The sequence below is a fragment of the Pseudoalteromonas sp. Scap25 genome, assembly GCF_013394125.1.
Taxonomy (GTDB): domain Bacteria; phylum Pseudomonadota; class Gammaproteobacteria; order Enterobacterales; family Alteromonadaceae; genus Pseudoalteromonas.
The window spans coordinates 100,401-125,427 of the sequence record NZ_CP041328.1 but is presented as its reverse complement, the minus strand read 5'-3'; the positions used below and the strand labels follow the sequence as shown (position 1 = coordinate 125,427).

The 25,027-nt window shown below is 39.1% G+C and carries 21 protein-coding genes; all 21 read left to right on the top strand.

Annotated features, from left to right (window positions below; all coding sequences use genetic code 11):
* The first annotated feature begins 112 nt into the window (after positions 1-112).
* The 21 genes from tssA to FLM54_RS15985 all read left to right on the top strand — a co-directional run bounded on the left by tssA (position 113) and on the right by FLM54_RS15985 (position 24,984).
* Positions 113-1,228 (top strand): type VI secretion system protein TssA, encoded by a 1,116-nt coding sequence (gene tssA / locus FLM54_RS16090; RefSeq protein ID WP_138605853.1) that lies wholly within the window; start codon positions 113-115, stop codon positions 1,226-1,228.
* Positions 1,229-1,243: 15 nt separating this feature from the next.
* On the top strand, positions 1,244-1,747 hold the full coding sequence (tssB, locus tag FLM54_RS16085) for a type VI secretion system contractile sheath small subunit (RefSeq protein WP_010389380.1): 504 nt from the start codon (positions 1,244-1,246) through the stop codon (positions 1,745-1,747).
* Positions 1,744-3,234 carry a type VI secretion system contractile sheath large subunit gene (gene tssC / locus FLM54_RS16080; protein ID WP_010389377.1) on the top strand — a complete coding sequence of 497 codons (1,491 nt, stop codon included), beginning with the start codon at positions 1,744-1,746 and terminating at the stop codon, positions 3,232-3,234. The genes tssB and tssC (FLM54_RS16080) overlap by 4 nt, the downstream gene beginning before the upstream one ends.
* A 37-nt stretch (positions 3,235-3,271) precedes the next feature.
* Positions 3,272-4,798 (top strand): type VI secretion system contractile sheath large subunit, encoded by a 1,527-nt coding sequence (gene tssC / locus FLM54_RS16075; RefSeq protein WP_131692235.1) that lies wholly within the window; start codon positions 3,272-3,274, stop codon positions 4,796-4,798.
* Between the two features lie 2 nt (positions 4,799-4,800).
* Positions 4,801-5,580: a type VI secretion system accessory protein TagJ gene (locus tag FLM54_RS16070; RefSeq protein ID WP_054201391.1), complete on the top strand. Its 780-nt coding sequence runs from the start codon at positions 4,801-4,803 to the stop codon at positions 5,578-5,580.
* A 15-nt stretch (positions 5,581-5,595) separates the two neighbouring features.
* Positions 5,596-6,081: a type VI secretion system baseplate subunit TssE gene (tssE, locus tag FLM54_RS16065; RefSeq protein WP_010389371.1), complete on the top strand. Its 486-nt coding sequence runs from the start codon at positions 5,596-5,598 to the stop codon at positions 6,079-6,081.
* A complete protein-coding gene (tssF, locus tag FLM54_RS16060; protein ID WP_054201390.1) occupies positions 6,078-7,904 on the top strand; it encodes a type VI secretion system baseplate subunit TssF in 1,827 nt (608 codons plus the stop codon). Before tssE ends, tssF begins: the two co-directional genes overlap by 4 nt.
* Positions 7,901-8,890 carry a type VI secretion system baseplate subunit TssG gene (gene tssG, locus FLM54_RS16055; protein WP_178956944.1) on the top strand — a complete coding sequence of 330 codons (990 nt, stop codon included), beginning with the start codon at positions 7,901-7,903 and terminating at the stop codon, positions 8,888-8,890. Before tssF ends, tssG begins: the two co-directional genes overlap by 4 nt.
* A gap of 22 nt (positions 8,891-8,912) precedes the next feature.
* On the top strand, positions 8,913-11,531 hold the full coding sequence (gene tssH / locus FLM54_RS16050; RefSeq protein WP_178956943.1) for a type VI secretion system ATPase TssH: 2,619 nt from the start codon (positions 8,913-8,915) through the stop codon (positions 11,529-11,531).
* Positions 11,532-11,751: 220 nt separating this feature from the next.
* The gene (locus FLM54_RS16045; protein WP_138605861.1) at positions 11,752-12,231 is read left to right on the top strand and encodes an Hcp family type VI secretion system effector; all 480 of its coding nucleotides are present in this window, start codon (positions 11,752-11,754) and stop codon (positions 12,229-12,231) included.
* A 74-nt stretch (positions 12,232-12,305) separates the two neighbouring features.
* Positions 12,306-14,159, top strand: coding sequence for a type VI secretion system tip protein TssI/VgrG (gene tssI / locus FLM54_RS16040; RefSeq protein ID WP_075170036.1), 1,854 nt, complete (start codon positions 12,306-12,308; stop codon positions 14,157-14,159).
* Entirely contained in the window at positions 14,159-14,518 is a 360-nt protein-coding gene (locus FLM54_RS16035; RefSeq protein WP_054201386.1) for a hypothetical protein, read from the top strand. Before tssI ends, FLM54_RS16035 begins: the two co-directional genes overlap by 1 nt.
* Positions 14,519-14,556: 38 nt before the next feature.
* Positions 14,557-14,847 carry a PAAR domain-containing protein gene (locus tag FLM54_RS16030; RefSeq protein ID WP_010389361.1) on the top strand — a complete coding sequence of 97 codons (291 nt, stop codon included), beginning with the start codon at positions 14,557-14,559 and terminating at the stop codon, positions 14,845-14,847.
* A 2-nt stretch (positions 14,848-14,849) separates the two neighbouring features.
* Entirely contained in the window at positions 14,850-15,875 is a 1,026-nt protein-coding gene (locus FLM54_RS16025; protein WP_178956942.1) for a hypothetical protein, read from the top strand.
* Positions 15,872-16,717 (top strand): hypothetical protein, encoded by an 846-nt coding sequence (locus tag FLM54_RS18780; RefSeq protein WP_218648509.1) that lies wholly within the window; start codon positions 15,872-15,874, stop codon positions 16,715-16,717. The genes FLM54_RS16025 and FLM54_RS18780 overlap by 4 nt, the downstream gene beginning before the upstream one ends.
* Complete coding sequence (locus FLM54_RS16010; protein ID WP_256729752.1) at positions 16,717-21,216, top strand: RHS repeat-associated core domain-containing protein; 4,500 nt, start codon at positions 16,717-16,719, stop codon at positions 21,214-21,216. The genes FLM54_RS18780 and FLM54_RS16010 overlap by 1 nt, the downstream gene beginning before the upstream one ends.
* The gene (locus tag FLM54_RS16005) at positions 21,209-21,733 is read left to right on the top strand and encodes an SMI1/KNR4 family protein (RefSeq protein ID WP_178956939.1); all 525 of its coding nucleotides are present in this window, start codon (positions 21,209-21,211) and stop codon (positions 21,731-21,733) included. The genes FLM54_RS16010 and FLM54_RS16005 overlap by 8 nt, the downstream gene beginning before the upstream one ends.
* A 39-nt stretch (positions 21,734-21,772) precedes the next feature.
* The gene (locus FLM54_RS16000) at positions 21,773-22,264 is read left to right on the top strand and encodes a DUF6795 domain-containing protein (RefSeq protein ID WP_178956938.1); all 492 of its coding nucleotides are present in this window, start codon (positions 21,773-21,775) and stop codon (positions 22,262-22,264) included.
* Between the two features lie 17 nt (positions 22,265-22,281).
* A complete protein-coding gene (locus FLM54_RS15995) occupies positions 22,282-23,454 on the top strand; it encodes a lipase family protein (protein WP_024602677.1) in 1,173 nt (390 codons plus the stop codon).
* A gap of 173 nt (positions 23,455-23,627) precedes the next feature.
* Positions 23,628-24,386, top strand: a complete 759-nt coding sequence (locus tag FLM54_RS15990; RefSeq protein ID WP_024602678.1) for a ChaN family lipoprotein — start codon at positions 23,628-23,630, stop codon at positions 24,384-24,386.
* Positions 24,387-24,390: 4 nt separating this feature from the next.
* Complete coding sequence (locus tag FLM54_RS15985) at positions 24,391-24,984, top strand: hypothetical protein (protein WP_024602679.1); 594 nt, start codon at positions 24,391-24,393, stop codon at positions 24,982-24,984.
* Positions 24,985-25,027: the final 43 nt, after the last annotated feature.

Here is a 25,027-nt window from a genome sequence, read left to right as displayed (position 1 = left end):
ATTAGCCAGCTTATCGGCACAATGGTGCTGAAGCTTGTAATTTAATTTAAAGAATGTAATATTATCTCCGCTCTAAGCTTTAGAGAATATGGATAATATTTAGGACAATGGAATGTTTTTATTTGAAGAGTATATTTCCCCTATTTCAGATACTGAGTTTGCAGGTATTGATCCGCGATCAGATGTCTCTCCAACGTCTACTTACTACGCCTTAAAAGATTTAAGAAACCAACTTCGTGCGGCTGAAAGAAATGCGCTAGTCGATGAAGAAGGAATTGCTTCGCTTTCTCGAGATTGGATTCCGCTACTTGAGCAATGTAGTGAGGCAATTAAAACCGAAAGTAAAGATATAGAATACCTAGCTTGGCTAATTGAAGGCTTGTGCCGCGTTCATGGCTTTAAAGGCATTGCGTTTGGTTTTAGTGTTGCTAAGCACCTTTTGGAACATCATTTTGAGTCACTTTATCCAACACTTGATGACGGTGATGAAATTTCAGACAAAGTGTCTGCATTAGTTGGCTTAAATGGCAGTGCTGGTGAAGGTACGTTAATTATTCCAATTAAAAGTATATACATGACAGACAGTGTCAGTATGGATCCTTTTTCTTTTTGGGAATATCAGCAAGGTTATGACATTTCACGTTTAAGTGATGAAAAACGCGAAAAGAAGATAACCCAAGGTGCCGTTGATTTTGAACAGCTTGAAAAAAGTGCAGCCGAAACCAGTACCGAGTTTTTTGTATCTTTAAAAAATGATATTGAAGATGCGATAGAAAAATTTGCCGCTTTGAGTGAGGTTATGGATAAGGTGACGGGTGAGCCACAACCTACATCTAATATTAAACAAGCATTAGAAGTGAGCTTAGCTGCGGTAAATCATGTTGCAGCAGATAAACTTGAAGCAGCACAAATTGCATTAGATAAGGCAAATGCTGAGCCTGAAGAGGAAGTGGTTGAGGATGAGATAGAAGCAGACTCAGCGCAACCTAAAAAGCGTGTCAGTGATGAGATTGATTCGAGAGAAAACGCAATAAAAAAACTTCAAGAAATTGCGACATTTTTCAGAAAGACTGAACCTCATTCACCAATGTCTTACACGATAGAACAAGTTATTCGATGGAGCGAATTATCGCTACCTGAGTTATTAAATGAGTTAATTACAGATAGTGATGCTAGGACTGGATACTTTAAGTTGTCTGGCATTAAGATCAGCGAAACTGAAACATAGTAAAAGGAGTTCTCAATGAGTATCCATGATAAGTTAAAACGAGTTCGTAAACCAAGAGTACATATCACTTATGATGTGGAAACTGAGGGCGCGGCAGTAAAAAAAGAATTACCCTTTGTAGTAGGTGTAATGGGTGATTTTTCTGGTGATAACACAGAAGCACTTAAACCACTAAAAGATAGACGTTTTATTCAAATTGATCGTGATAACTTTAATGATGTTTTAAAACGTATGAGTCCTTCTCTGCGTTTAAAAGTAGACAATACATTAACGGATGATGGTTCTCAGTTTGAAGTTAACTTGAACTTTAAGTCGATTGACGATTTCGAGCCTGCTGCGGTTGTAAATCAAGTAGAGCCTTTACGCAAATTGATGGAAACGCGCAACAAGCTGCGTGACTTGATGACCAAGATTGACCGCTCAGAAGAGCTTGAAAATGTACTCGAAGAAGTATTAAGTAATACAGCAAGCTTAGACTCGATGGCTAAAGAACTTAACTTAGAGGAGACTGATAAATGAGCACTGAACAATTAGCAACAGAATCAGAATCGGTATCAGAAGTAAGTTCTTCACTATTAGAGCAAGCAATTGGCGCGACTAAACAAACAGAGTCGAGCCGTGCTGAAGAATTACTAAAAACATTAACAGAAGAAGCGTTAAAAGGCACAGTTCAATGGAATAAAAACATGACTGTGACGTTTAATGAAGCTATTCAGTTAATCGATCAAAAAATTTCAAAACAGCTAAGTGTGGTAATGCACTCGGATGAGTTTCAAAAGCTTGAAGGCTCATGGCGCGGTCTGCATCACTTAGTGATGAACTCTGAAACAAGTTCTACATTAAAAATTCGTGTTTTAAACATGAAGAAAAAAGAGCTTCATAAAGATTTAAGTAAAGCCGTTGAGTTTGATCAAAGCCAAACCTTCAAGAAAATTTACGAGTCTGAATTTGGTACCCCAGGTGGTGAACCATATGGCACTATCGTAGGTGACTTTGAATTTACTAATCACCCTGAAGATGTTGAAACATTGAGCTTAATGTCTAATGTGGCTGCAGCTGGATTCTGTCCATTTATTGCTGCCTCTTCACCGTCTTTATTCGGTTTTGATAATTGGGAAGAGCTTACTAAGCCACGCGATTTAGAAAAAGTATTTGAATCATTAGAATACACTAAATGGCGCTCATTTAGAGACAGCGATGATTCACGCTTTGTATCACTTACTATGCCGCGTTTCCTTTCGCGTTTACCTTATGGTGCTGCTTCTAAACCTGTTGAAGAGTTCAACTACGAAGAGTTTGAAGTTGAGCCAAAAGACGGTCGTTCAGTGAGCACTGATAATGGTGATTACTGTTGGAGTAATGCAGCATACGCTATGGCAACTAACATGACCGCTGCGTTTTCTCAATACGGTTTCTGTACTGCTATTCGTGGTGCAGAGGGTGGCGGTAAAGTGGAAGGCTTACCGACTCACATATTCACTAGTGATGATGGTGATCCAGATCTTAAGTGTCCAACAGAAATTGGCATTACAGATCGTCGTGAGGCAGAGTTAAGTCAGTTAGGCTTCTTACCTCTATGTCACTATAAAAATACTGATTATGCTGTTTTCTTTGGCGGTCAAAGCTGTCAAAAACCAAAAATTTACTCAACGCCTGATGCCACGGCTAACGCTGCTATTTCAGCTCGTTTACCATACTTAATGGCAACTTCTCGCTTTGCGCATTACTTAAAAGTAATGGCACGTGACAAGATTGGTAGCTTTATGGAAGCTGAAGACGTTGAATCATGGTTAAACCGTTGGATCCTGTCATATGTAAATGCGACAGAGGGCGGTGGTCAAGACATCAGAGCACGTTACCCTCTTGCAGATGCAAAAGTATCTGTAAAAGAGATCCCAGGTCAACCTGGTGCCTACAACGCTGTTGCTTGGTTGAAACCTTGGTTACAAATGGAAGAACTAACGTCTTCTTTACGTCTTGTAGCTAAAATCCCAGAGATCGGTTAATAATACCGCTCTCTCGCATTAAGGATGATGCAATAGAATGAATCACGAAGAGTTTTCATTTATAAATCAAGACTTCACTTTTCAACAAAAGTCACAGTCTCGAATTAGTGATAATGACGCTTTGCTCGATAGGTTTTTAAATGAAAAAAACCTAGATAAAGCGTTATTGTTATGGCTTGAAGGCTCTTCTGATTCTCCCCTTTCTTGGAATAAGGAGTCTTTGAGTCCTTATTTACAACGTGTAATTATTGAACTCGATCAACTTATTTCATCGCAACTCAACCACATAATTCATGCAGATAGCTTTCAACGCTTAGAAGCTAGCTGGCGTAATCTATGGTGGTTATTGTTACAAACAGAGCAACAAGACAAAGAAAAAAAAGTAAAAGTTAAATTGCTCAATTGTGATTGGTCAACGCTCTCAAAAGACGTGAACAAAGCGATTGATTTTGATCAAAGTATGTTTTTTCAGTTACTTTATCAAAACGAGTTTGACAGTGCCGGAGGCGAGCCTTTTGGTATTGTAATTGGTGATTACGAAATCAGTAATGGTTGCTCAGCAGGCACTATTTACAATGATATTGATACTATAAAAGAGGTATCAAGAACGGCAGCGGCTGCATTTTCTCCTTTTATATGTTCGGCTTCGGCTAATTTATTTGGTGCTGATAGCTTTTCTGATTTAGGTTATTACTCTGATTTATTTAACCAGTTTGAACAACCTGAATATATAAAATGGCAAAGTTTTAGAAAAATGGAAGAAGCGCGCTTTATGGGTTTTACGTTGCCTCATGTGTTAGTTAGGCCGCCTTATGTTAATGATGGCAAACGCCATCAAGATTTTTACTTCAAAGAACAAATAAAAAATCCAGAAACAGATATGTTATGGGGCAGTGCAGCGTATCAGTTTGTATCAACAATAATTAGAGCTTACTGCGACAGCGGTTGGTTTGGTCACATTCGTGGTATAGAGCCAGGCAAAGTTTCTAAGGGATTAGTAACAGGGCTTGCTCGTGATAGCTTTGCAAACGATACCTATCAAAAAGAGGCAAAGCCGCCACTTGATTTATTAGTAACCAGTAAGTTTGAAAAGCAATTTTCTGAGCTCGGTTTTATCCCAGCTTCTTCGGTTACAAATACGGAGCATATTGTTTTTTACAGTAATGCATCGGTTCAAAAAACAAAAAATTACGACTCAAGTGCTGCCAATATCAATGCGCGCCTATCGTCTATGTTGCAATACATTTTGTGTGTATCGCGCTTTGCGCACTATTTAAAATTATTAGCCCGCGATCGTGTCGGGTCTTACAGCACAGCACAGGCCTGTGAAAGAGACTTACAAGCGTGGATAAATAACTACACAACTGCGTCAGACTCCGCGTCTGAGCATATCAGAAGCAAATATCCACTGAGTAATGCAAAAATAAAAGTAAGTGAAAATAAAGCAAACCCGGGGCATTACTTTTCGGTTTTGCAGTTACAGCCCCACTTTCAGTTAGACCAAATGGTCTCGAGTATTAAGTTAATAACAGAGCTCAGTCCTCATCATAAAATAAAGGAATAATCATGAAAAAAATACACAGTTTAATTCGCGAGGGAAAACTTGCTGATGCTTTATTATGTTGCGCTACCGAGTTGCAAGATGAGCCTTTAAATTTTGACATTAGAAGTATTTATTCTGAATTACTTTGCATTAATGGCGAGCTTGAAAAAGCAGACAAACAACTCGACTTTATGGTGCAAAAGAACCCAGAGTTTGCTGTAGGTGCAGTTAACCTTAGACATTTAATTCGTGCCCAGCAATCGCGCGTGGATTTTTATCAAGGTAAGGGTATTCCTAAACTTTTTCATGAAGCCAATGAGCTAGATACCTTGTTTTTAAAAATGCATGTTGCTTTGCTTGAAGGTGAAACATCTGAAGCAGCCAGTCTTGCTCAACAAATGGAAGCGCTTCGTTTGGAGAGTGTTGAAGACGAGCAATCAGCAATTCGAGATTTAGATGATAGCTTAAGTCCTTATTTAGAAGTGCTAGGTACAAATGGCGAGTTTTACCTTGCAAACTTTAATGAAATTGAAACATTAAAAGTAGAACCTGTAACGTCATTATTAGAGGGTATTTGGTTACGCGTTGAAATTACTATTAAAGACGGCCCATCGGGTACCGCTCACTTGCCACTAGTTTACGCAAACTCAAATACAGATCTAGAAAAGCTAGGCCAAGTATCTGATTGGGAAGAACTTCAAGACGAATTTATTATAGGTAAAGGAATGAAAATGTTGTTTGTCAACGATGAAGCCATCACTGTTCCAAACCTGAAAATAAATGTCTTAGAAACAGCTGAGTAAGCATAGTCAATAATTATGATAGAGCATAAGCAGCAGCTTCAAGCATCCATTTTAGATAGGCTCATTGACGATGAGCCAGACTTTCAGGATGCCCCATCTCGTACTGAGGGGATCAGCATTAGTGAGCTGAGAAAAAATGTGCGCAGAGACATAGAAGCGCTGCTAAATGCGCGAATTCAATGGCACACGTGGCCAGCACAATATGCAGAGTTAGCAACATCCTGCTTATCGTATGGTTTACCTGACTTTTCGAGTATGTCGGTGAGCTCTCACGAAGGGCGGGCACTGCTATGTGAAACCGTTAGAAATACAATTTTGAAATTTGAGCCTCGGTTCATTGAAGTTGAGGTATTTACTGACGATGAAGTACCCGTAAATAGAGTATTAAACTTGCGAATAAACGCTTTACTATATGCAGATCCAGAGCCAGAGTTTATTAGCTTTGACTCTGAAGTTGAGCCTGTGAACTTAGGGATGAAGATTATAGAGGCTTCTTTATGAACGATGAATTATTAAAATATTACAATCGTGAATTGGCGTTTGTTCGTCATATGGGTAAAGACTTCTCTGAAAAATACCCTAAAGTTGCAGGGCGATTAAAGCTAAGCGATGATCATATTGAAGACCCTCATGTATCTAGATTAATTGAATCGTTCGCATTTTTAACGGCTAATATTAGGCAAAAGTTAGATGATAGCTTTCCTGAGCTTACTGATGCTTTATTAGGGCAAATGTTACCTGACTATCAAGCGCCTATTCCTTCAATGTCGGTGGTTAAATTAGAGGCTGAAAACCTCTCAACCACGGGAGTAGTCATTCCAAGAGCGAGTGAAGTTGAAACAAATGTTGAGTCAATGAAGCAATGTAAGTTTCAAACCTGTTATGAAACTTACTTATGGCCTGTTGAAATTACCAGTGCTCAATTTGATAACAGTCCTTTTGTGGCACCAAAACCACGTTGGCATGAGAAAGCAAAGTCAATTTTCAAACTTGAGCTAACCGGTGAATACCCGGGTGTATCACTGGCTGAAACTGGGCTGGAAAAATTACGATTATTTATAAATGGCCAATGGCATCATACGCTTAAAGTGTATGAATTATTGTTTAAGCACGCTATTGGCATTGCTTTTGATAATGGTGATGAGGGAATAAAGTACCTTTCTAAAACTCAACTTAAAGCGGTTGGCTTTGATGCAAATGAAGCGGTTGTACCGTATTCGCAGCGATCAAGTGCCGGCTATCGCTTACTCGTCGAAAATTTTACCTTTCCTGAAAAGTTTCGTTTTTTTGAACTTGAAAATATTCACTCATCGTTGCCTAAAAATTCTAATAAATGCACAGTGTATATTTATCTTGATGCTGAATCTTCAGAGCTTGAAAAGCAAGTAGACAAAGACATGTTCTTGATGGGGTGTACGCCCATAATTAATATGTTTGAACAAGAATTAGAACCTATTCGCCCTGAGCTGAGCGAATACGAATACCAGTTAACGCCGCGTTATATGGACTCTGAGATTTCAGAAGTAATTGGTATTTCAGAAGTAATTGCCTTTGACCATAAGGGAAATAAACAAATAGTTTGTCCGTTTTATGGACAAACCCATCCACGATACCAAGGCCATGATGATTTGTTTTGGCATATCCGCAGAGAAACTGCCTCATGGGCAGGGGGTTATGTTGAGTCAGGCACCGAATCGTTTCTATCATTGGTAGATGCACGATTTGAAAATAGCGCTATGGATTATGCTGAAGGGAACACGGTCCTAACCGTACGTGCTAATTGCAGTAATCGAAACCTCCCTGCAAGCATGCCTTTTGGAGACGATGAGCTAGGCTTATTGATGCCAGAGCGCGGCGATGTAATTAAAAAAATTAGATGTTTAATTCCATTTACTCATGCAGTTAGACCGATATTAGCCGATGCAACTCGTTGGCAATTAGTTAATCATTTAACGCTCGACGCGTTTAGTGGAGATGATGCATGTAATAAGCTTAAAGAAGTGCTACGCCTTTATGACTTTAGAGCATCTCCGCAAACAAAAGGCCTTATTGATAATATTTACCGTGTGGTTGTAGAACCCGCAACGGCTCGTGTTGTGCAAAAAGGGCGAGTAAGCTTTGCAACGGGAAGTGAAATTGAAATTACCTTCGCCAATGATGACTTTTCAGGTAGTGGCATGTTTTTCTTTGCCTCTATCCTCGATCATTTCTTTGCGCAATTTGCAGCAATTAATAGCTTTACTCGCGTTAGTTTAAGGCTAAAAGAACAAGAGCAAGTGTATTACCAGTGGCCTGCGCGAGTTGGGGAAAGCCCGTTAATATGATCCAACATATTATTTCTCAAGCGTCACAAGTTGACTTTTATAAAGCAGTTTTCATTATTGAAAACCAGCTGAAAAAGCATGGCTTGGAGTATCGCTATGTAGGGTATGACAGTAGTCCAAAGCAAGAGTTAATTAAGTTTACCGCAACTCAAAAATTTGGTTACCCAGGTAACGCTATCACAAAATTAGAACAAGCAAGCTTTGAAGATGGCTTACATAAAGTCAACATGCAGATCTCTTTTATGGGATTAACGGGTTGTTCGGGGGCTTTGCCTCAATTTTATAGCGAACTGGTGATGCAGCGTCTTCGCTATAAAGATACAACCATGCGCGACTTTTACGACATGTTTAATCACCGTTTGGTGTCTTTATATTATCGAGCGTGGAAAAAATATAAACCGTCTTTAAATCATATAAATAAAGATAAAAACAAAGACCCATACACACAAATATTAGGGCTTTTAAGCGGCGGTTATGATGAACATCAGTTGCACTTTTCAGGCCTTTATAGCCGAAAAATTCGCAATGCTTTTGATTTAAAAAGTGTACTGAGCTCATATCTTGGCTGTGATGTTGTCATTAAACAAATGATAGGTAAGTGGCACGATTTGAAGCCACAAGAGCAAACATGTTTAGCAAGTGAACGCCTTTATGAGGGACAACATGCCCGCTTAGGTGTTGATACGGTAATTGGTAAAAAGATATGGGATATTTCTTCTAATATCGAGATCCATATCAGTACCCGCGATTTTGATAAAGCAAAATCCTTGTTACCTAAAGGCAAGTTATTTGAATTAGCTAAAAAAATTGTCAAAGACTATGCCGGCAATGCTATTTCATTTCGACTTGTTATTGAGTCAGATTTTCAACAACTTGATGCGGTGCAGCTGTCAAAAAGTGAATGCCAACTAGGCGCAAATAGCTTTTTAATGGCGAGTAAAGACACCCCTAAATTTAACCCTACTAAGTTATCGTTTAAAGGATAATTAAAATTAAAAGGAACAGTGTATGTCAACGATGACATTAAACAAATTAGTTGAGAAACTAAGCCCAGATTGTAGAAAGAGCTTAGAAGCAGCGGTCGCAATTTGTAATAGCCGCAGCCATTTTACGGTTGAATTAGAGCATTGGCTGTTAGCTATGATTGAGCAGCAACTAGACGATGTTAGACTCATATTCGGTGCTTTCGATATTGATATTGATCAGGTAAAGCAAGATTTAAATCAATCATTAGAGTCATTTAAAACGGGCAGTGATTCGTCGCCTAGTCTGTCGGTACATGTTACTACTTTACTTAGACAATCATGGTTAAGCACCAGTATAGAATTTACTGATGAGCAAATTCGAAGTGCTTACGTTATTTATACGCTTACAAAAGACGATACCTTGTCTAGTTTAGTAACGCGTTGTAGCAAGCTTTTCAATAATATAGAACCTGGACAACTACTACATGCATGGCCTGAAATTGTTGCCCAATCGCAAGAACGTAATACCACCACTGCAAGTGCTACAACACCTGCAAATGGTTCATCTAAAACACCAAGCTTAGATCAATTTACCGTCGATTTAACCGCTCAAGCAAAAGCGGGAAAAATAGACCCAATTTTAGGTCGTGATTTCGAAATACGTCAGATGGTAGATATTTTAACTAGACGTCGTCAAAACAATCCAATATTAACGGGTGAAGCGGGTGTAGGTAAAACCGCTGTGGTTGAAGGACTTGCCCTAAGAATCGCTCAAAAAGATGTACCTGCAGTATTACAAAACGTTAAGTTGCACAGTCTAGATTTGGCTTTGCTGCAAGCGGGGGCGGGCATGAAAGGTGAATTTGAAAATCGTTTAAAGTCGCTAATTAATGAAGTGAAAAACGCTGTTGATCCTGTGATTCTTTTCATAGATGAAGCTCACACTATGATTGGTAGTGGCGGACAAGCAGGTCAAAATGATGCTGCTAACTTACTTAAGCCTGCTCTAGCAAGAGGGGAGTTACGCACTATTGCAGCAACAACGTGGGCTGAATATAAAAAGTTTTTTGAAAAAGATGCTGCACTAACACGTCGCTTCCAAGTGGTTAAAGTTGAAGAGCCAACACCAGAAAAAGCGGTTGCTATGCTACGTGGTTTAGTTCCTGTGATGGAAAAACATCATAAAGTGTTTATTTCAGAGCAAGCACTTGAAAGTGCAGTGCATCTATCGCACAGATACATTACTGCCAGACAACTACCCGATAAAGCCGTTGCATTGTTAGATACGGCATGTGCTCGTGTTGCTATGAGTCAAGCATCGACACCTAATGCGATTGAGCAGTTAATTAACAGGCTTAGTGAAATTGAAGCGCAAGTTTTAATGTTAAATCGTGAGCAAAAAACCGGTTTAGATCACAGCGAACAATTATCAGCACTTAAATCTGAACTAGTTGAGATTGAACAGCAACTGGAACCATTAAATGAGCAGTTCAATGTTGAGAAGGATATAGTTGCCGAGTTAAACCAAGCGCTAGAATCGATTAACACCAACGATGCAGACTCTTCTGCTGAAGTACTTGAGCAGTTAAAAGAAAGCAAGCTTAAGCTAGCCTCGTACGAACATAATATGGTGCATTGGCAAGTTGATGAAGAATTGATTGCACAGGTTATTTCTGATTGGACTGGTATTCCTGTTGGTAAAATGCATGAAGATGAAATTCATGGCATTTTAAATTTAGCTGAGCAAATGAAACAACGCGTAGTTGGCCAAGATCATGCGCTTGAACTTATGGCTAAAGTGGTACAAACCTCCCGTGCTCAGCTAGCAGACGAAAGTCGCCCTAATGGTATATTTATGCTGGCAGGCCCAAGCGGTGTTGGTAAAACAGAGACCGCACTTTCACTTGCACAAGAAGTATATGGCAGTGAAGATAACGTAACAGTTATTAACATGTCTGAGTTTAAAGAAGAGCATAAAGTGTCATTACTACTTGGCTCACCTCCGGGTTATGTTGGTTATGGCGAAGGTGGTATTTTAACCGAAGCAGTAAGAAGAAAACCATACAGTGTGGTGCTACTTGATGAAATGGAAAAAGCCCATCCAGGCGTGCAAGATATTTTCTATCAAGTATTCGATAAAGGCACCATAAAAGATGGTGAAGGCCGAGACATCGACTTTAAAAACACCATCATTATTATGACCTCAAATGTGGGTACTGATACCACAATGAGCTTATTTGAAGATGAAGAAAGTAAGCCGAGTATTAAAGGTTTATTAAAAGCATTACAAGATGATTTATTAGGCGCATTTAAACCCGCATTTTTAGGGCGCATTAATGTTATTCCTTACATTCCGTTAAGTGATGAAATTCTGACCCAAATTGCAGCGCTGCAAATTAGCAAAATAACTAAGCGTGTTAAAAAGCATTATGATGCGCAATTAACTTATAACGATGACGTGATTGAGCACATTATTGCTAATTGTCAAAATGCTGGTTCGGGTGCAAGAAATATTCACACCATATTACAGAATAAAGTACTACCACTATTGTCTGAAATTTTGCTTTCGAGCATGGTTGATGGTGAAAAAGTGACATCTATTTCATTGTTAATTAAGGATAATGAGTTTGATGTTGAGCTAAATAAAGTTAATTTAAAATAACCTGTTTTTATGGTTGTTTCTTTAGTTTTAGAGCATTATAATTCGTGTGTCTTATATAGAAACATGGAATTTTTGAGACATTGTCTTCATCTAGGGAAAGGAATTCTGAAGACCTTTTCATTGCTGTTTTAGAGATAATGATTTCAAGGAATTTTGGGTAACCAAAGTAAACGAATCCACATAATGGATAATATTGTTTAATAAAAAGGAGCATTATCAAATGCAAGCAAATACATATTTAAAATACGGTTCAATCAAAGGCGAAACTACTGCCGAGTCTTTCAAAGATTTAATTACAGTTTTATCTTTAGATTGGAACGTTAGCCGTGAGATTAGTGCAGCGACTGGTACAGCAATGGACCGTGAATCTAGCTCTACTCGTCTAGGCGATGTGACTATTACTAAACTTCAAGATAAAGCATCTCCGGATCTTTTCAAAGAAGCAACTATTGGTAAAGGTCTACCTGCTATTTTCCATATCACTAAACAAGGTGATAAAGTTGAAGAAATCATGAAAATCGAACTTACAGATGCCATGATCTCTAGCTACTCAGTATCAGTTCAAAACGACCGTCCAATTGAAACAATCACTATCAGCTACACTGAAATGATGATGACTGTTACACCTACTGACGATCAAAACAACATCACTGCACCACTAGTATATGGTTACAGCGGTGTTAAAGGTCAACAAATGTAATATTTGTTACCCGATTGTAGCTCTGGGCTTATGCTCAGAGCTTTTTTTGATCTTCAGGATGGGAAAAGCAAGGAATGCAAAAAGCAACACAAGATAAAAACGTAATTCAAATTAGTACCCCTGTTGGTAAAGACGCCCTTTATTTAACACGCTTCGTTGCACAAGAAGCCATGTCAGATTTATTTGTTATGTCGGCCAATATGTACACCATAGGCCAACAAATCGCACATGAAGATCTGGTTGGCAAACCGGTATCGATAAAGGTAAAAAATGCCGAAGGTGGGGGAGAGCGTTATTATCACGGTATTGTGAGTCAGCTTGTTTCTAACGGCAGTCGTACTGCGGACGTTGATGAACAAAAAAATTACATTGATTATCAAGCTACCATTGTGCCTTTTGCCGCTTCTATGCGTAATCGCAAGAATAGCCGCATTTTCCAAAAGAAAACAATAAAAGATATATTTGCTGATTTGTTTGGCCAACACAATGTGGCTTTTTCAGACAAAACCAGTAAAACCTACCCCAAATACGAATACTGTGTGCAATATCAAGAGTCAGATTTTGACTTTATCCAACGCTTATTACAAAGCGAAGGTATTTTTTACTTCTTTGAGCATACAAAAAGCAACCATACATTAGTTTTGGCAGATGATATCACTGCCTATGAAACGTGTGGTGAGGCAAAAGTTGTTCATTCAACTGGCCATTTAAGCGAATCTCATGTTTCGCGTTGGCAAGGCGGATTAAGCTTAGCGCCAGGCAGCTTTAAGCGTTTAGGCTACGATTTTAAACAGCCGTCGCGTTACCCTGATGCAGAGCAAGCAAATGCCGAGTTACCTACGCAATCGGTATCAGAAATTTTTGAATATACAGCAGAAGCAGAGTGTCATCCTCGCGCGGCTAATTTGGCATCTGTACAATTAGAGTCGCTACAAAGAGATATGAAGCTCTCAAGCGGGCGTAGTGACTGCCGCTCATTTTCTGTTGGTAAACTGTTTAGTTTCAAAAAACATGAAGACCCACGCCTTGAAGGTAAAACCTTTGCTATTACCTCGATGATGACTTCGATTGTAGTACCAAACCAATCAGGCGCTTTACAATCATCAAGTGATGAAGTGTATTCTAACCACTTTGAATGTGTGCCAAAAGACATTCCATACAGAGCGCAAGTGAGCAAAAAGAAACCGGTTATTAATGGCGTACAAACAGCCATAGTAACGGGTGATAGCGCCGATGAAATTATGATTGACCAATATGGCCGCGTAAAGGTGCAATTTGATTGGGATCGTGAAGGTAAAAAAGATTCTAAAAGTTCATGTTGGATCCGAGTTGCACAAAACTGGGCCGGCAAAAAGTGGGGCGCATTTTTCTTCCCTCGCGTAGGACAAGAAGTTTTGGTTGATTTTATTAATGGCGACCCAGATCAACCTATTATAAGCGGTGCTGTTTATAACGCAGACTTAATGCCTCCGTACGCATTACCCGGCGAAAAAACGCAAAGTGGTATTAAAACTCGCTCAACTAAAGAAGGTGGAGCAGATAATTTCAATGAGCTGCGCTTTGAGGATAAAAAAGGCAGCGAGCTTGTGTATATGCAAGCCGAAAAAGATAAACAGCTTTACGTTAAAAACGATCAAAACGAAAAAATAGATAATGATCGTAATGTTGAAATTCTTAATAACGACAATCTTAACGTTACAAAAAACCGTATTGCGGAAATGGGTGAAAACGACACCTTAAAAGTAGGTAAAACACTTAATATTGAAGCGGGTGACGAAATAGTGATAAAAACAGGCTCTGCGCAAATTAAAATGAGCAGTAGTGGCAATATCACTATTGAAGGTACAAACATTGATATTAAAGGCAGTAATGTAAAAGTAGATGGCAGTGCCATTACCTTATCTGCTGGTGTAATTAAGTTAAATTAATGATGGAAATAGTCAATAACTTTCAATCAGGATTCAGAAACGGCATTGCAAATAACGGGCACGTTGTTTACTGCCGCTATGGTTTACCGCATTTAGTGTGTTTACCAATAAATAGGCCAGATGATCCATTATTAAGCCCTGCTTTAAGTCATTTAAAAGCTATGAATGGCTATTATGCACAGCAGTTTTTTATTCATTTAAGTGATTCACTTAATAGTGAAAATGTAATTTCAAATTTATATCAATATGCAACTCAAAGCACAGTGGCACTTGCTGATCACAGTAAAGATGAGCTAATTGAAGAAATTTCGCTATTAGTGACGACTAACAAGCTACTAGTTATTCCACTGTATGAATAGTATTTCATAAACCAGCAAAGATACGACAAGGAGTCAAAATGGGTAAACCCGCTGCTACAATTGGTCATATGCATGTATGCCCTAAAGTGACCGCTAAAGTGCCACATGTGGGTGGACCTATAGTTGCCGGCTCTGGCAATGTGTTAATAGGCGGCATGCCCGCGGCGCGCAAAGGCGACATGATAGTGTGTATTGGCCCGCCAGATAGCGTAAAAACAGGCTCGGGGAGCGTTAAAATTAATGGTAAACCCGCCGCCAGAATGGGCGATGATAGTGGCCACGGCGGAAAAATCGTTGTTGGCAACCCAACTGTTTTAATTGGTGGCTAACTTTGCTAGCGACCTATTTAAGTGATCATCAAGCACAATTACTACAAATTAGTAACGCTCAATTGTGCCCGTTTACGTGTGTAGGTCATGTTCGTTATTTAAGAAAAACCCTATTAGAAAGCTGCTGGGTAAACGCAAAAAACAATAATCAAAAAAATAATTTTGAATTGCCCACCACTGAGCAACTAGTCGAAATAATAACTAACACTAAAAACGATGAATTAGTTGCCCAAGCATGTATTGAAGTTATGGCTAACTTGCCACAAAATAAAAATATTATATTTATAAATGAATTGCTTAATCAGCCTACGCTGAGTGCTTTTTTTAAAATCATTATAAATAAAGTGGTTATTCAACAGCATAGCTTTAACTTAATTCGGCTATTAAATTTAAACACCCTGTTTTTTGCTTACAGTGCTGATGATGAAATTCCCCCGCAAACCCTGGTCACTATAAATCAAATTACCAGTCTTGCGCAGCACCACGATATAAAGATATTAACGGCTATTTTTGATGCATTAAGTGAGCAAGCCCATCTATCACCCTTAATGTCGTTATTTTTGTTGTCATTAAATTTTGAGCAAGTAAACAGCTTAAGCAATCATGCCAGTAATACCTTATCGGTTGATCAAACATTGCATATTTTATTACAAAGCGGTTTTGTAAAACTGATTGTTTTAGCTAATTCTTTGCTACCACAGGTAGAGCAACCCGCGTTAATTATTGCGCTAATAAGGCGCATGTTAGGTGATAAACTCGATCAGCTAGTTGAGTACGATATTCAACGACTTGCTTGGCAAGGCGATGAAAGCGCGTTAATAAATTTTCAGCAGCAGTTAAAACATAACTGGCCTAAATATGAAACCGCCATGTCGAGTTTACGATTGATTGCAGGACACCCTCTTGATGAAGTGCCTAATGCCATTTATTTATCAGCCATGGATAGCTATAGCCAAGGGGTGTTTAACTTATATCGCTATTATCAACACCTCGCTGCCAATAAAGCTCAGGACGAGGTGGCATCATGAGTGCATTTTCAATAGAGATGGTATGCTTTTCTGCCCCAAATATTAGCAGCGTAGATGCATTATTATTTGACGATAACAGTGCTGTTTTTAATGAACTGCAATGGCAGTCTTGGGATGCCTGTGTTTACGATTGCATAATTAAATCTAAAGAATTAATAGCAGAAGTCACAGACAGCACATTGCCGATGATTTGGTTACTACCAGCGTTATCATTTCAAGATGAGCTAAAACAGTTATTAACTCAGAGCTTACAACAGCTATACCCCGATCATAGTAATGAGCTTATTTTTCATGGTGCAACAGCCGCGCACTCTGCTATAGCTTTGGCCGGTGAAAAAAAATGGCAAAAATTCAATGTAATTGCTTTAGATGCAACCTTTAAAGCAAATAAACAGCAGCAGTTTGCTTATCAAGGTGTAGGTGGTGCGTTGGCTGTAGTTGAAATGGTGCCTTGTGGGTGGTCGCAGGTAAGCCATGAAATTGCAGCATCTATTGATTTTAGCAAACATAATCAGCTGGCAGGTATGCTTACGCGATTAGCTGAACAAACAGAGAATAAGATAGATCTAATTTTTGCACCAGGAAATGGGGTAGATGATGATAGTTGGCTAAACAATTTACAGCTACTTACTAGCTTAATTGATGAGCACACTTATTACGAACTACCCAATTATAAATTAGGGAAAATAGGCGCACTAGAAGGGTTGGTTAATTTGTACCAATTAACCACAAGCCCTGCAATTGTTGAGCATTTTAGTCATGCATTAATGCTTTCACAGGAGCAAGCTAAGCATCAAGGTGCAGCATCATACTTATGGATAAGTGAGGAAGTACACAGCTAATGCAAAGTAATACCGTTGTTTTACAGGGAATAAGTTACCCAATTTGCCTCGTCGTAGGTAAAGGTTCTGCGCCGTCGGGCTTTGTTGCTGTAGCAGCTAACACGCCGGAAAGTGCCAAAAATCAAATTGCGCAAGTAGGTAGTGCGCTTACTAGCGACGCAGCTAAACGTTTAGACGTTATTAACTTGCTTAACCTTGCAGGAGTAAGCTGTTCGCGCGGTGCGTCAGCCCGTGAAACCGCGAGTGTATTAACCCAAGCTTTGGTTGCAGATAAAATTAGTTGTTATCACCAAAAAGCTAAGTCGGCTATTCAAGTAAGCGATAACACCAATAGCGGCGCAGCAGGTAAAAAGCCAAATAGTAAGAGCAGTTCAACAGCCTCAGGTAAAAGTGCCTCTCAAGCGCCGGCTAAAAACAGTGGTGGTGCAAGTAATAATACCCCAAGTGAAGAACCAATCACCAAACAAGAGTGTCGCTCTGATCCAGTTTCTATGCTCTCAGGTGAAGAAATCTTGCCGCTTATTGATTTCACCTTAGCAGGCAGCAAACAATTAATTTGGCGACGCCTATACCGTTCATCGCATGCGGATGTATGTAGTGTAATGGGTAATGGTTGGCGACATGACTTTATGGTGCAGTTAACTGAGCACTATTTACCGCCACCTAAAGTAGGCCCAAAACAAAAGGGCACCTACTGGTTAGAATACCAAGATGAGCATGGCGCTAAACACCGCTTTGAAAAAGTAAAACCGGGGCAATCGAGCTATCAGTTAAGCAGTAATTTGGCGTTGCATTACCAAACTAATGGTAAGCAAGTATTGGTAACCCCAGATGATCAACACCTTACGTTTAAAGCCGGCGAGAACTCATGGTTGCTCGAAAAAGTTATTAATGAAAAAGGCCAAAGTATTGGTTTTTATTACGATGCGAAAGAGCGCTTGCATCGCGTTGAGGTAAATAAAGCGCGTGGCTGTATTTTAAAATATAACCCGCAAGGGTTGCTGGCAAACATTTCGGCTTACCGTACAGGTGATAATAACAAGCCAGTATTACTTACGCCGTTACTTGCGCAATATGATTATGATGAAAACAAAAACCTCGTTCGCGCGACCAATCAGCAGGGTGAAACAGAGCATTATGGCTATAACGCCGCTAACTTATTAACTAAGCGTACCCGTGCTAGTGGTTTTAGCCATCATTTTGAATGGGACAGTTACTCATCAAGTGCTAAATGTATAAAACAATGGGGCGATAACAACACCTATACGTATCAGTTTGAATATAATTTAGACGCTGGTGAAACAACCTGTATAGACTCGCGTGGGCATAAAGAACACTTTGTACATAACGCGCAAGGTAAGTTAGTTAAGCATACCGACCCTAATGGTAATGTGTGGCAATACGGCTATAACGCACAAGGTCAAAAAATAACGGAAATAAAGCCAGATAGCAGTGAAATAAAATACAGCTATACCCCTTATGGTCAGTTAGAATCAATAACCCAGCCAGATGGCAGTGTCACTAAATTTGCTTACAACCAATTGGGTCAGCGTGTATTAACCACCTTGCCTGATGGCCAAACCATTACCCGTAAATACAGCGTGGCGGGTTTGCTGCAAAGTGAAACCTTTGGCGACGGTCGTACCGTACTTTACAGCTATGACAAATTTGGCCAGCTAACCCAACACATAAATAAAGATGGTCAAGTCACTAAATTTGTATGGAACGAGCAAGGCGAGCTTTTAGCCAAGCACCATAACGATGAGCTTATTCGTTATAGCTACGACAGTTTAGGCCGTGTAAATGCCACCATTAATAACGCAGGTTTGTTGACTCAATATAAATACAATGAGCACGGCCAGCTTGCGCAAACTATTGCCTTTGACGAAAAAGACCCTGAAAACAAACAGCATCAACACTTTAGTTACGATGATGCAGGGCGGTTAATTAGCTCGCAAAACAGTAAGGGTGATACCACCGAGCAACATTTTGAAGGGCTAAGCCAGCCACATTGTGTTATTCAGCCCGATGGCAGTGCACTGCATTTAACTTACGATAAAGAGCGCAACCTAACCGCTATTGAGCGCAGCGACGGCCATGTATACCGCATAAGCTATGACGCTAACGAAAACCCAACGCAAGTAACTGGGTTTGACGGTACGCTACAGCAATATAAATACGATGCTTGCAACCGCTTAACCTCGGTTACACAAAGTGATAAACGCCATGTAAAAATAGAGCGTGATAAATTAGGCCGCGTGATTGCGCAGCATGCAAGTTTAGCAACCGATACTCACATCGTTAATAATGCCAATTACTACAACTATAACCTGCAAGGTAAAATTACCCGTGCGCATAATGCACAATCAACCTTAAAGCAGCAGTTTGATAAAGGCGGGCGGTTACTGCATGCTGAGCAAGTACATAATCAGCAACAAGCGCATACCTTAAAATACAGTTACGACGACTACGGCAGAAGGCAATCCCTTACTTTGCCAGATTCAAGTACGCTTAAATATAGCTACAATAAATTTGGTCAATTGAGTGGCATTCACTTACAGCAAGCCAATAGCACGGCTGTTGAACTTGCAGCGCTTAGCTTCGATAGCCAAGGCAATATTCAAACGCAAAAGTTTGGTAATGACATAACCCTTATCCAACAATTTGACGTATTTAACCGCTTAACTCAGCAGCAGTTAACCCATCCTGCGCAAGCACTATTTGATACCTGTAAGTACAATTACGACAGCATCAATCAGTTGATTGCGCGTAAAGAGGAAGGTGTTAGCAGCCACAATATTAATTTTGAGTACAACAGCCTTGGCCAGTTAATTCAGCAAAATCTAGCCTGTAGTGAAAACACAAAAACCACCCAATACCAGTGGGATAGCTTTGGTAACCCAGTTAGCCAGTCAACGGTTCAAAATAACGATTTAACAGAGCAACAAACGACTCAGCACAATGATAATAGCGATGCTAATGACGCCAGCAATACGGTTGAAAGTAATCAGTCAGAAAGCACACGTAATGTAATTAATAGTGAGTATAGTGACTCAAAGTCAGCAACGGTTGCTAGTGAGCTAAGCGAAGACGATGGGGTTATTACAGGCATCACTGATGCAGACCGTTTAACCCACTTTGGCGATAGCGACTTTCATTATGATGAGTTTGGTAACCAAATACGCGAAACCGGTAAAGGCATAAAAACCCGCCGTGAATATAACGCATTTAATCAGCTAAGTTGTTTTAATAACAACGGTACGCTTACTCAATACGACTACGACCCACTCGGGCGTCGTATCGCCAAGCACACCGAGCAGGGCAAAATTGACTACATTTGGGATAACGACCAGCTAATTGGCGAATACCAACAGGGTGAATATACCTGGTATATCAACCTACCAAATCAATTTCACCCAATAGCATTGATTAAAAAAGGCGAGGTGTACTACTACCACCTAGACCAACTGAATACTCCACGTTTTGTAACCAACAACAAAGCAGAAGTCGTGTGGGAAAACCAAGCCGATGTGTATGGTTACGTAGAGTCAGAGGTAAGCACTACAAATAGCTTTACTCAGCCAATTCGTTTTCAAGGGCAATATTTAGACGAAGAGAGCGGCTTACATTACAATCGCTACCGCTACTACAGCCCGAAACAACAGCGATTTATAAACCAAGATCCCATAGGGTTAGTGGGTGGCATCAATCATTACCAATATGCGCCTAATCCGGTTAATTGGGTGGACCCGTTTGGGTTGTTGTGTAAAGAGGGTGAAGAAAAGCTTGATAGAATGCTTTCTACTTTAGTTTCTTCAGATGGTATTGATAAAGCCACAAAAAATAAAATTCTAGAAATTGCGATTGCAAGTGCAGTTATTAACGATCCACAAAAATCGACTCTTAAATATACACCAGAGGGTGCAAAATATAGAAAAGAGTATGAATATGATATTGCAGGCCTTGATGAAGAGAATGGATTAATTAAACTCAATAAAGTGAGTAAGTCAGGTGAAGTTAGTACAGAGGTTATAAGTACAGCTCAATTTGCTGAACAGCATGTTATTAACAGCGAGCGCGTAAAGCTTAACCCTGATTCAAAACCAACTAAATATCACAAACGAACAGTAGGGGAAGTTGAGATAGCTAGGAAGGCCTTTCCACCAAAGAGGAAAGAATACATATCAAACTACGCTTCAGCAGCTTTGAGTGATGAAAACCATGAGGCTCATAGTCACTTTGACGAAGATGACTTAATTGATATGCAGATGACTGGTAAGGTTCCAGAAGGTTACAATGTGCATCATAAAGAACCTATATTTAGATGTGAAATAGACAAAGACCCTAATGAATCTGATAATTTACAATTATTACCAGATTATTATCATACGGATGAAAATAAAACCTTACATTGGTACGAAGAGGGTGAGTCACCCTATGACATCAATGGAAATGGTCCAAATTTATCAAGTGTTAAAAAAGGTAAGAAAAATGTTTGAAAAACTTGAAACTATAATGTCTCAAGCTGCAAGTAAGCAAAATTTTACTCAAAGAGGAAGTGTGGGTAATGAAGAGATAAAAAAGTTAGAAACTATACAAAGTATTACTCTACCCGATGATTATAAATACTTTCTCTCAAGTTATGGGTACTGCTTTTGGTTCGGTGAAGTTATTTGTGGTTTAGTTGGAGAAAATAAAAGGTATGAAAAGTTATGCAGTGCTGTAAGAAAAACTACTTACTACCATGATCTCTATAACAATAACCCAAAATACCAGTCTGTAACGAGCGATGGAATCGTTATAGGTACTTATGATGGTGGCGGCTATTATTTTTTATTTTCCCATGAGTCTGAGCGTGCTGGTGAAGTAGGTCTATTTTTAACTGAAACGTATGGCCAAGAAGTGTCTAAGTTTAAGAGCTTTACAGATTACCTATCTTTTCTTGTAACTGGCGCCCCTGATCCAGAACCTGTTGATGTGGATTACGATAGAATAATGGACATAATCGAAGATTAATTTGGGCTTCAATTATAAAAGTAGGGGGTTAAAACCACTATGTTTGGTTTAATAAAAAAATACAGTGTGCACATGTGCTCTGAAGTTAAAGGGATTATTACTTTAAACGGTAATCCCGTTGAAGGTGTTTTAATAAATCGCACCCTGGAATTTGCACATAAAGTTGAAAAAGAAGATCAGGTAATAACAGCTCCTGATGGTTCATTTTATTTACCTGAAGTCGTTATTGAATCAAAAATACCCGGAGATATGTTCTCGCATGAGGTTACTTATCAAACTATTACGGCTGTATATGCTGATAAAAAATACAAACTTTGGGGTTCAAAGCTAAGCGGAATAAGTGAGCCTAGTGAATACAAACAAAAGCTGAGCAGTTTAAATGCTGATTTAGATTCTACAGAAGTAAACTTTGTTTTTCCTAATCATGAAAATCCAAATTTGGAGTTTGATGGTTCAAGTATTTGTAGATGGGAACATGATTTTGAAATTTATGAGATAGAAGATAGCGAAGATTACTTTAAAGATTTTTAAATAGAAAAGGAATTTACATGAATATTTTATCGCCAAGTGTAGCGGCACAATTAGCTGAATTTGCATATGACAGTATTGCAGCAGTATCAAATAGCTCATCAACCATAGAGCCGAGTAGAATAATAAGTAAGCACTTTGTGTTTGATTCAAAAAAATCTGCTTTTACAGGAATTTCAGGTACTGTGGCTGAACACGTGCTAAATCATGCAACGGGTTTTGGCTTTTTTGGAATTGGTTCTAAAGAAGGCGCTCATAAAGGTGAAGTTGTACTAACTTTTCGTGGTACAGCAGGTATTGCTGATACTTTGACGGATTTACATTGTGGTTTAACTGTTGGGCCAAATTATAAAGCAGTTCATGCTGGGTTTAACCGTACTTTTGAGTCTATCAAGCCTCAGTTAAAAGCTATATTGAGTAAGGTAGGTGGTCGCCCCGTTCATTGTGTTGGCCATAGCCTTGGTGGGGCATTAGCAACGCTAGCAGCAAATTGGATTAAAGCGCAATATAAAGTGCCTGTAAAATTATACACTTTTGGTTCTCCAAGAGTTGGTCATAATCCTTTTGCTATTCAAAGTGAAACCAGCCTAAATGGAATTTATAGGGCAGTACACCGAAGTGACCCTGTACCTATGGTTCCTGTTTGGCCATTTGTTCATGCAGGGAATGAGTACAGAATAAGCACATGCGTATCACTTACGGGGGCTGCACATAAAATGGCGGGAAATGCGCCTGGGTATATCAATACTGCATCACGTTATCCTGATTATAAGAGCATGGAAAAGGGCTCTTTATCTAACTTAACGATGACACGTCTAAAATACAACAATCGCCACCATGCTTCTTTTAATGCTCATTGGGCTGAAAAAATAACGAGCGCTTTACTAACGTTACTAAGAGAAAGTGGAAAAATCACCAGTATTCTTGCTCAAGGTGTGGTTGCTGGAACGCTAACTATTTATGATGCTTTAGCTCGTAGCCTCGTTGAAATATCTAAAATGTCATCTAAATATGCTGAAGATTGTCAGGGGTTATTAGGGCATATACTTAACTTTGTTGGGAAGCCTGGTGTGATAGCTGTTGATTATACATACGCGCAAGCTAAGCGAATTTTGTATTGGATGTTAGAAAAACTAAATCAGGTAGTGATAGCAGCTGTAAAAGTATCTCCTTACATGGGTATTGGATACTAAAATTGTTTTAAAGGCTCAGATAACTTCTGAGCCACTTAAATAATAAATAAGATTAGCTATAAAGAATTGAAAGGAACCTATTTCAATTGGTTGAAATTTAAAAACCTCTAATTATTGTTTCTACTCACATCTAAAGTAGCTGTAATCACATAAATAAAAAACAAGGATAGGTAATGAATAAAATAAACACGGATGTAAATTACAGAACAATGGCCGGTAATGCGCGTTTAGTTATTATTGCCGAGTCGAGCCATAACCCAGTATCTTACAAATATGAGGCTATAAAGGCCTTAAAACAGCTTAAGGCGGCTGGCTTCACTCATTTTGCAATGGAAATGCTACCTACAAGAATAAAGGACAAAATAGATTTTTATCAGCGGACTGGTAAGGGATTTGACGTAATCAAACAGCATTTCAAATCAAAATGGAATTGGACTAATGCTTCAAGCACAGGATATGGGGAGTTAGTAAAAGCGGCTAATTCTCTAGGGATGAAAATTGTTCCTTTAGATATGCCTATTGAAATGATGGATGAGATTGACGGGCGTTGTAATTGGGAGCAAGCAGACACCGGTTCATGTACTGACTCTCATATCGAACGAAACCATATGTGGGCAGATATTTTAAATAAAAATTTAAAGTTAGAAGAAGGCTCCCGAATTGTTGCATTTATGCATAGGTACCATGCGTTTCATGCTGGCAATAAGCATATTGGAATTGACTCTATTATGTTAAATTCAAAAGTTAGTCGTATTAGTATCATAGAGTACATCGGTGGATCTACCTGTATTGACAATGGTGTTTGTAAGGGGGAGGGTGATGTCGATAAACCATTAAGGGAAACTTATTTTTATAGGAAAGGAACGTATATACCTTCGTCTTTACCTTCTTACACAGTTCATATTCCTGAAAAAGCCATTTTAAGGAAATGATAATATGGCTAAAATTTTATTAATATTGATTCTTATAGCGCCTTCCATTAATGCAGCAGGGCCTCGATGGGATAATTCAATAGATATAAACGCTCCTGATTTAACTGTATCAGCTGCCGCAGAGCAGTGCCATAAAAGCTTAATTAACGCGCCTGAGTATCTCGAAGAGTGGTGTGAAAAAGCTTATGAAATGGGATACTGGAAGGCACTGGTTACACTAAGCCTTCATAACGGAGATGGAACTCGATTATTAAAGGAGGCCAAAAAGCGGGTTGCGGCAAAAGAGCCAAAAGCTTATTCAACTTTAGCTTGGTTATATGGCAGTGGTATGTTTGTGGAGCAAGATATTAATTATGCTATTTCCCTTTACAAAGAATTTTTAGCATTAGATGCAGAATTGCCAAATTCGTTAGTTGCGGCTGCGCACTTTAAGTTAGCAAACTTATATGAATCGCAGCAGAATTGGCTTGCAGTAAATGAGCATGCACAATATGTTATTGACCACAGCCCTTTAGCTTATGATAAAGAACGAGCTGTTGATTTGTTAGAGTTAGCTAAAAAAGAAATTTTGATTAAGAATAAATCATTGAATGAATAGACTAGACACCCATTCTAATTTTGCAGTTTAGTAAACAAAGTAC

Excerpts from the sequence above, each read along its gene's own strand:
- FLM54_RS15990 (WP_024602678.1), top strand. The coding sequence starts at position 23,628 with ATGAATAAAATAAACACGGATGTAAATTACAGAACAATGGCCGGTAAT.
- FLM54_RS16035 (WP_054201386.1), top strand. The coding sequence starts at position 14,159 with ATGATGGAAATAGTCAATAACTTTCAATCAGGATTCAGAAACGGCATT.
- FLM54_RS16030 (WP_010389361.1), top strand. The coding sequence starts at position 14,557 with ATGGGTAAACCCGCTGCTACAATTGGTCATATGCATGTATGCCCTAAA.
- tssC (WP_010389377.1), top strand. The coding sequence starts at position 1,744 with ATGAGCACTGAACAATTAGCAACAGAATCAGAATCGGTATCAGAAGTA.
- FLM54_RS18780 (WP_218648509.1), top strand. The coding sequence starts at position 15,872 with ATGAGTGCATTTTCAATAGAGATGGTATGCTTTTCTGCCCCAAATATT.
- tssA (WP_138605853.1), top strand. The coding sequence starts at position 113 with ATGTTTTTATTTGAAGAGTATATTTCCCCTATTTCAGATACTGAGTTT.
- FLM54_RS16070 (WP_054201391.1), top strand. The coding sequence starts at position 4,801 with ATGAAAAAAATACACAGTTTAATTCGCGAGGGAAAACTTGCTGATGCT.
- tssB (WP_010389380.1), top strand. The coding sequence starts at position 1,244 with ATGAGTATCCATGATAAGTTAAAACGAGTTCGTAAACCAAGAGTACAT.
- FLM54_RS16045 (WP_138605861.1), top strand. The coding sequence starts at position 11,752 with ATGCAAGCAAATACATATTTAAAATACGGTTCAATCAAAGGCGAAACT.
- FLM54_RS16010 (WP_256729752.1), top strand. The coding sequence starts at position 16,717 with ATGCAAAGTAATACCGTTGTTTTACAGGGAATAAGTTACCCAATTTGC.
- FLM54_RS15985 (WP_024602679.1), top strand. The coding sequence starts at position 24,391 with ATGGCTAAAATTTTATTAATATTGATTCTTATAGCGCCTTCCATTAAT.
- FLM54_RS15995 (WP_024602677.1), top strand. The coding sequence starts at position 22,282 with ATGAATATTTTATCGCCAAGTGTAGCGGCACAATTAGCTGAATTTGCA.
- tssF (WP_054201390.1), top strand. The coding sequence starts at position 6,078 with ATGAACGATGAATTATTAAAATATTACAATCGTGAATTGGCGTTTGTT.
- tssG (WP_178956944.1), top strand. The coding sequence starts at position 7,901 with ATGATCCAACATATTATTTCTCAAGCGTCACAAGTTGACTTTTATAAA.
- FLM54_RS16000 (WP_178956938.1), top strand. The coding sequence starts at position 21,773 with ATGTTTGGTTTAATAAAAAAATACAGTGTGCACATGTGCTCTGAAGTT.
- FLM54_RS16005 (WP_178956939.1), top strand. The coding sequence starts at position 21,209 with ATGTTTGAAAAACTTGAAACTATAATGTCTCAAGCTGCAAGTAAGCAA.
- tssI (WP_075170036.1), top strand. The coding sequence starts at position 12,306 with ATGCAAAAAGCAACACAAGATAAAAACGTAATTCAAATTAGTACCCCT.
- tssC (WP_131692235.1), top strand. The coding sequence starts at position 3,272 with ATGAATCACGAAGAGTTTTCATTTATAAATCAAGACTTCACTTTTCAA.
- tssH (WP_178956943.1), top strand. The coding sequence starts at position 8,913 with ATGTCAACGATGACATTAAACAAATTAGTTGAGAAACTAAGCCCAGAT.
- tssE (WP_010389371.1), top strand. The coding sequence starts at position 5,596 with ATGATAGAGCATAAGCAGCAGCTTCAAGCATCCATTTTAGATAGGCTC.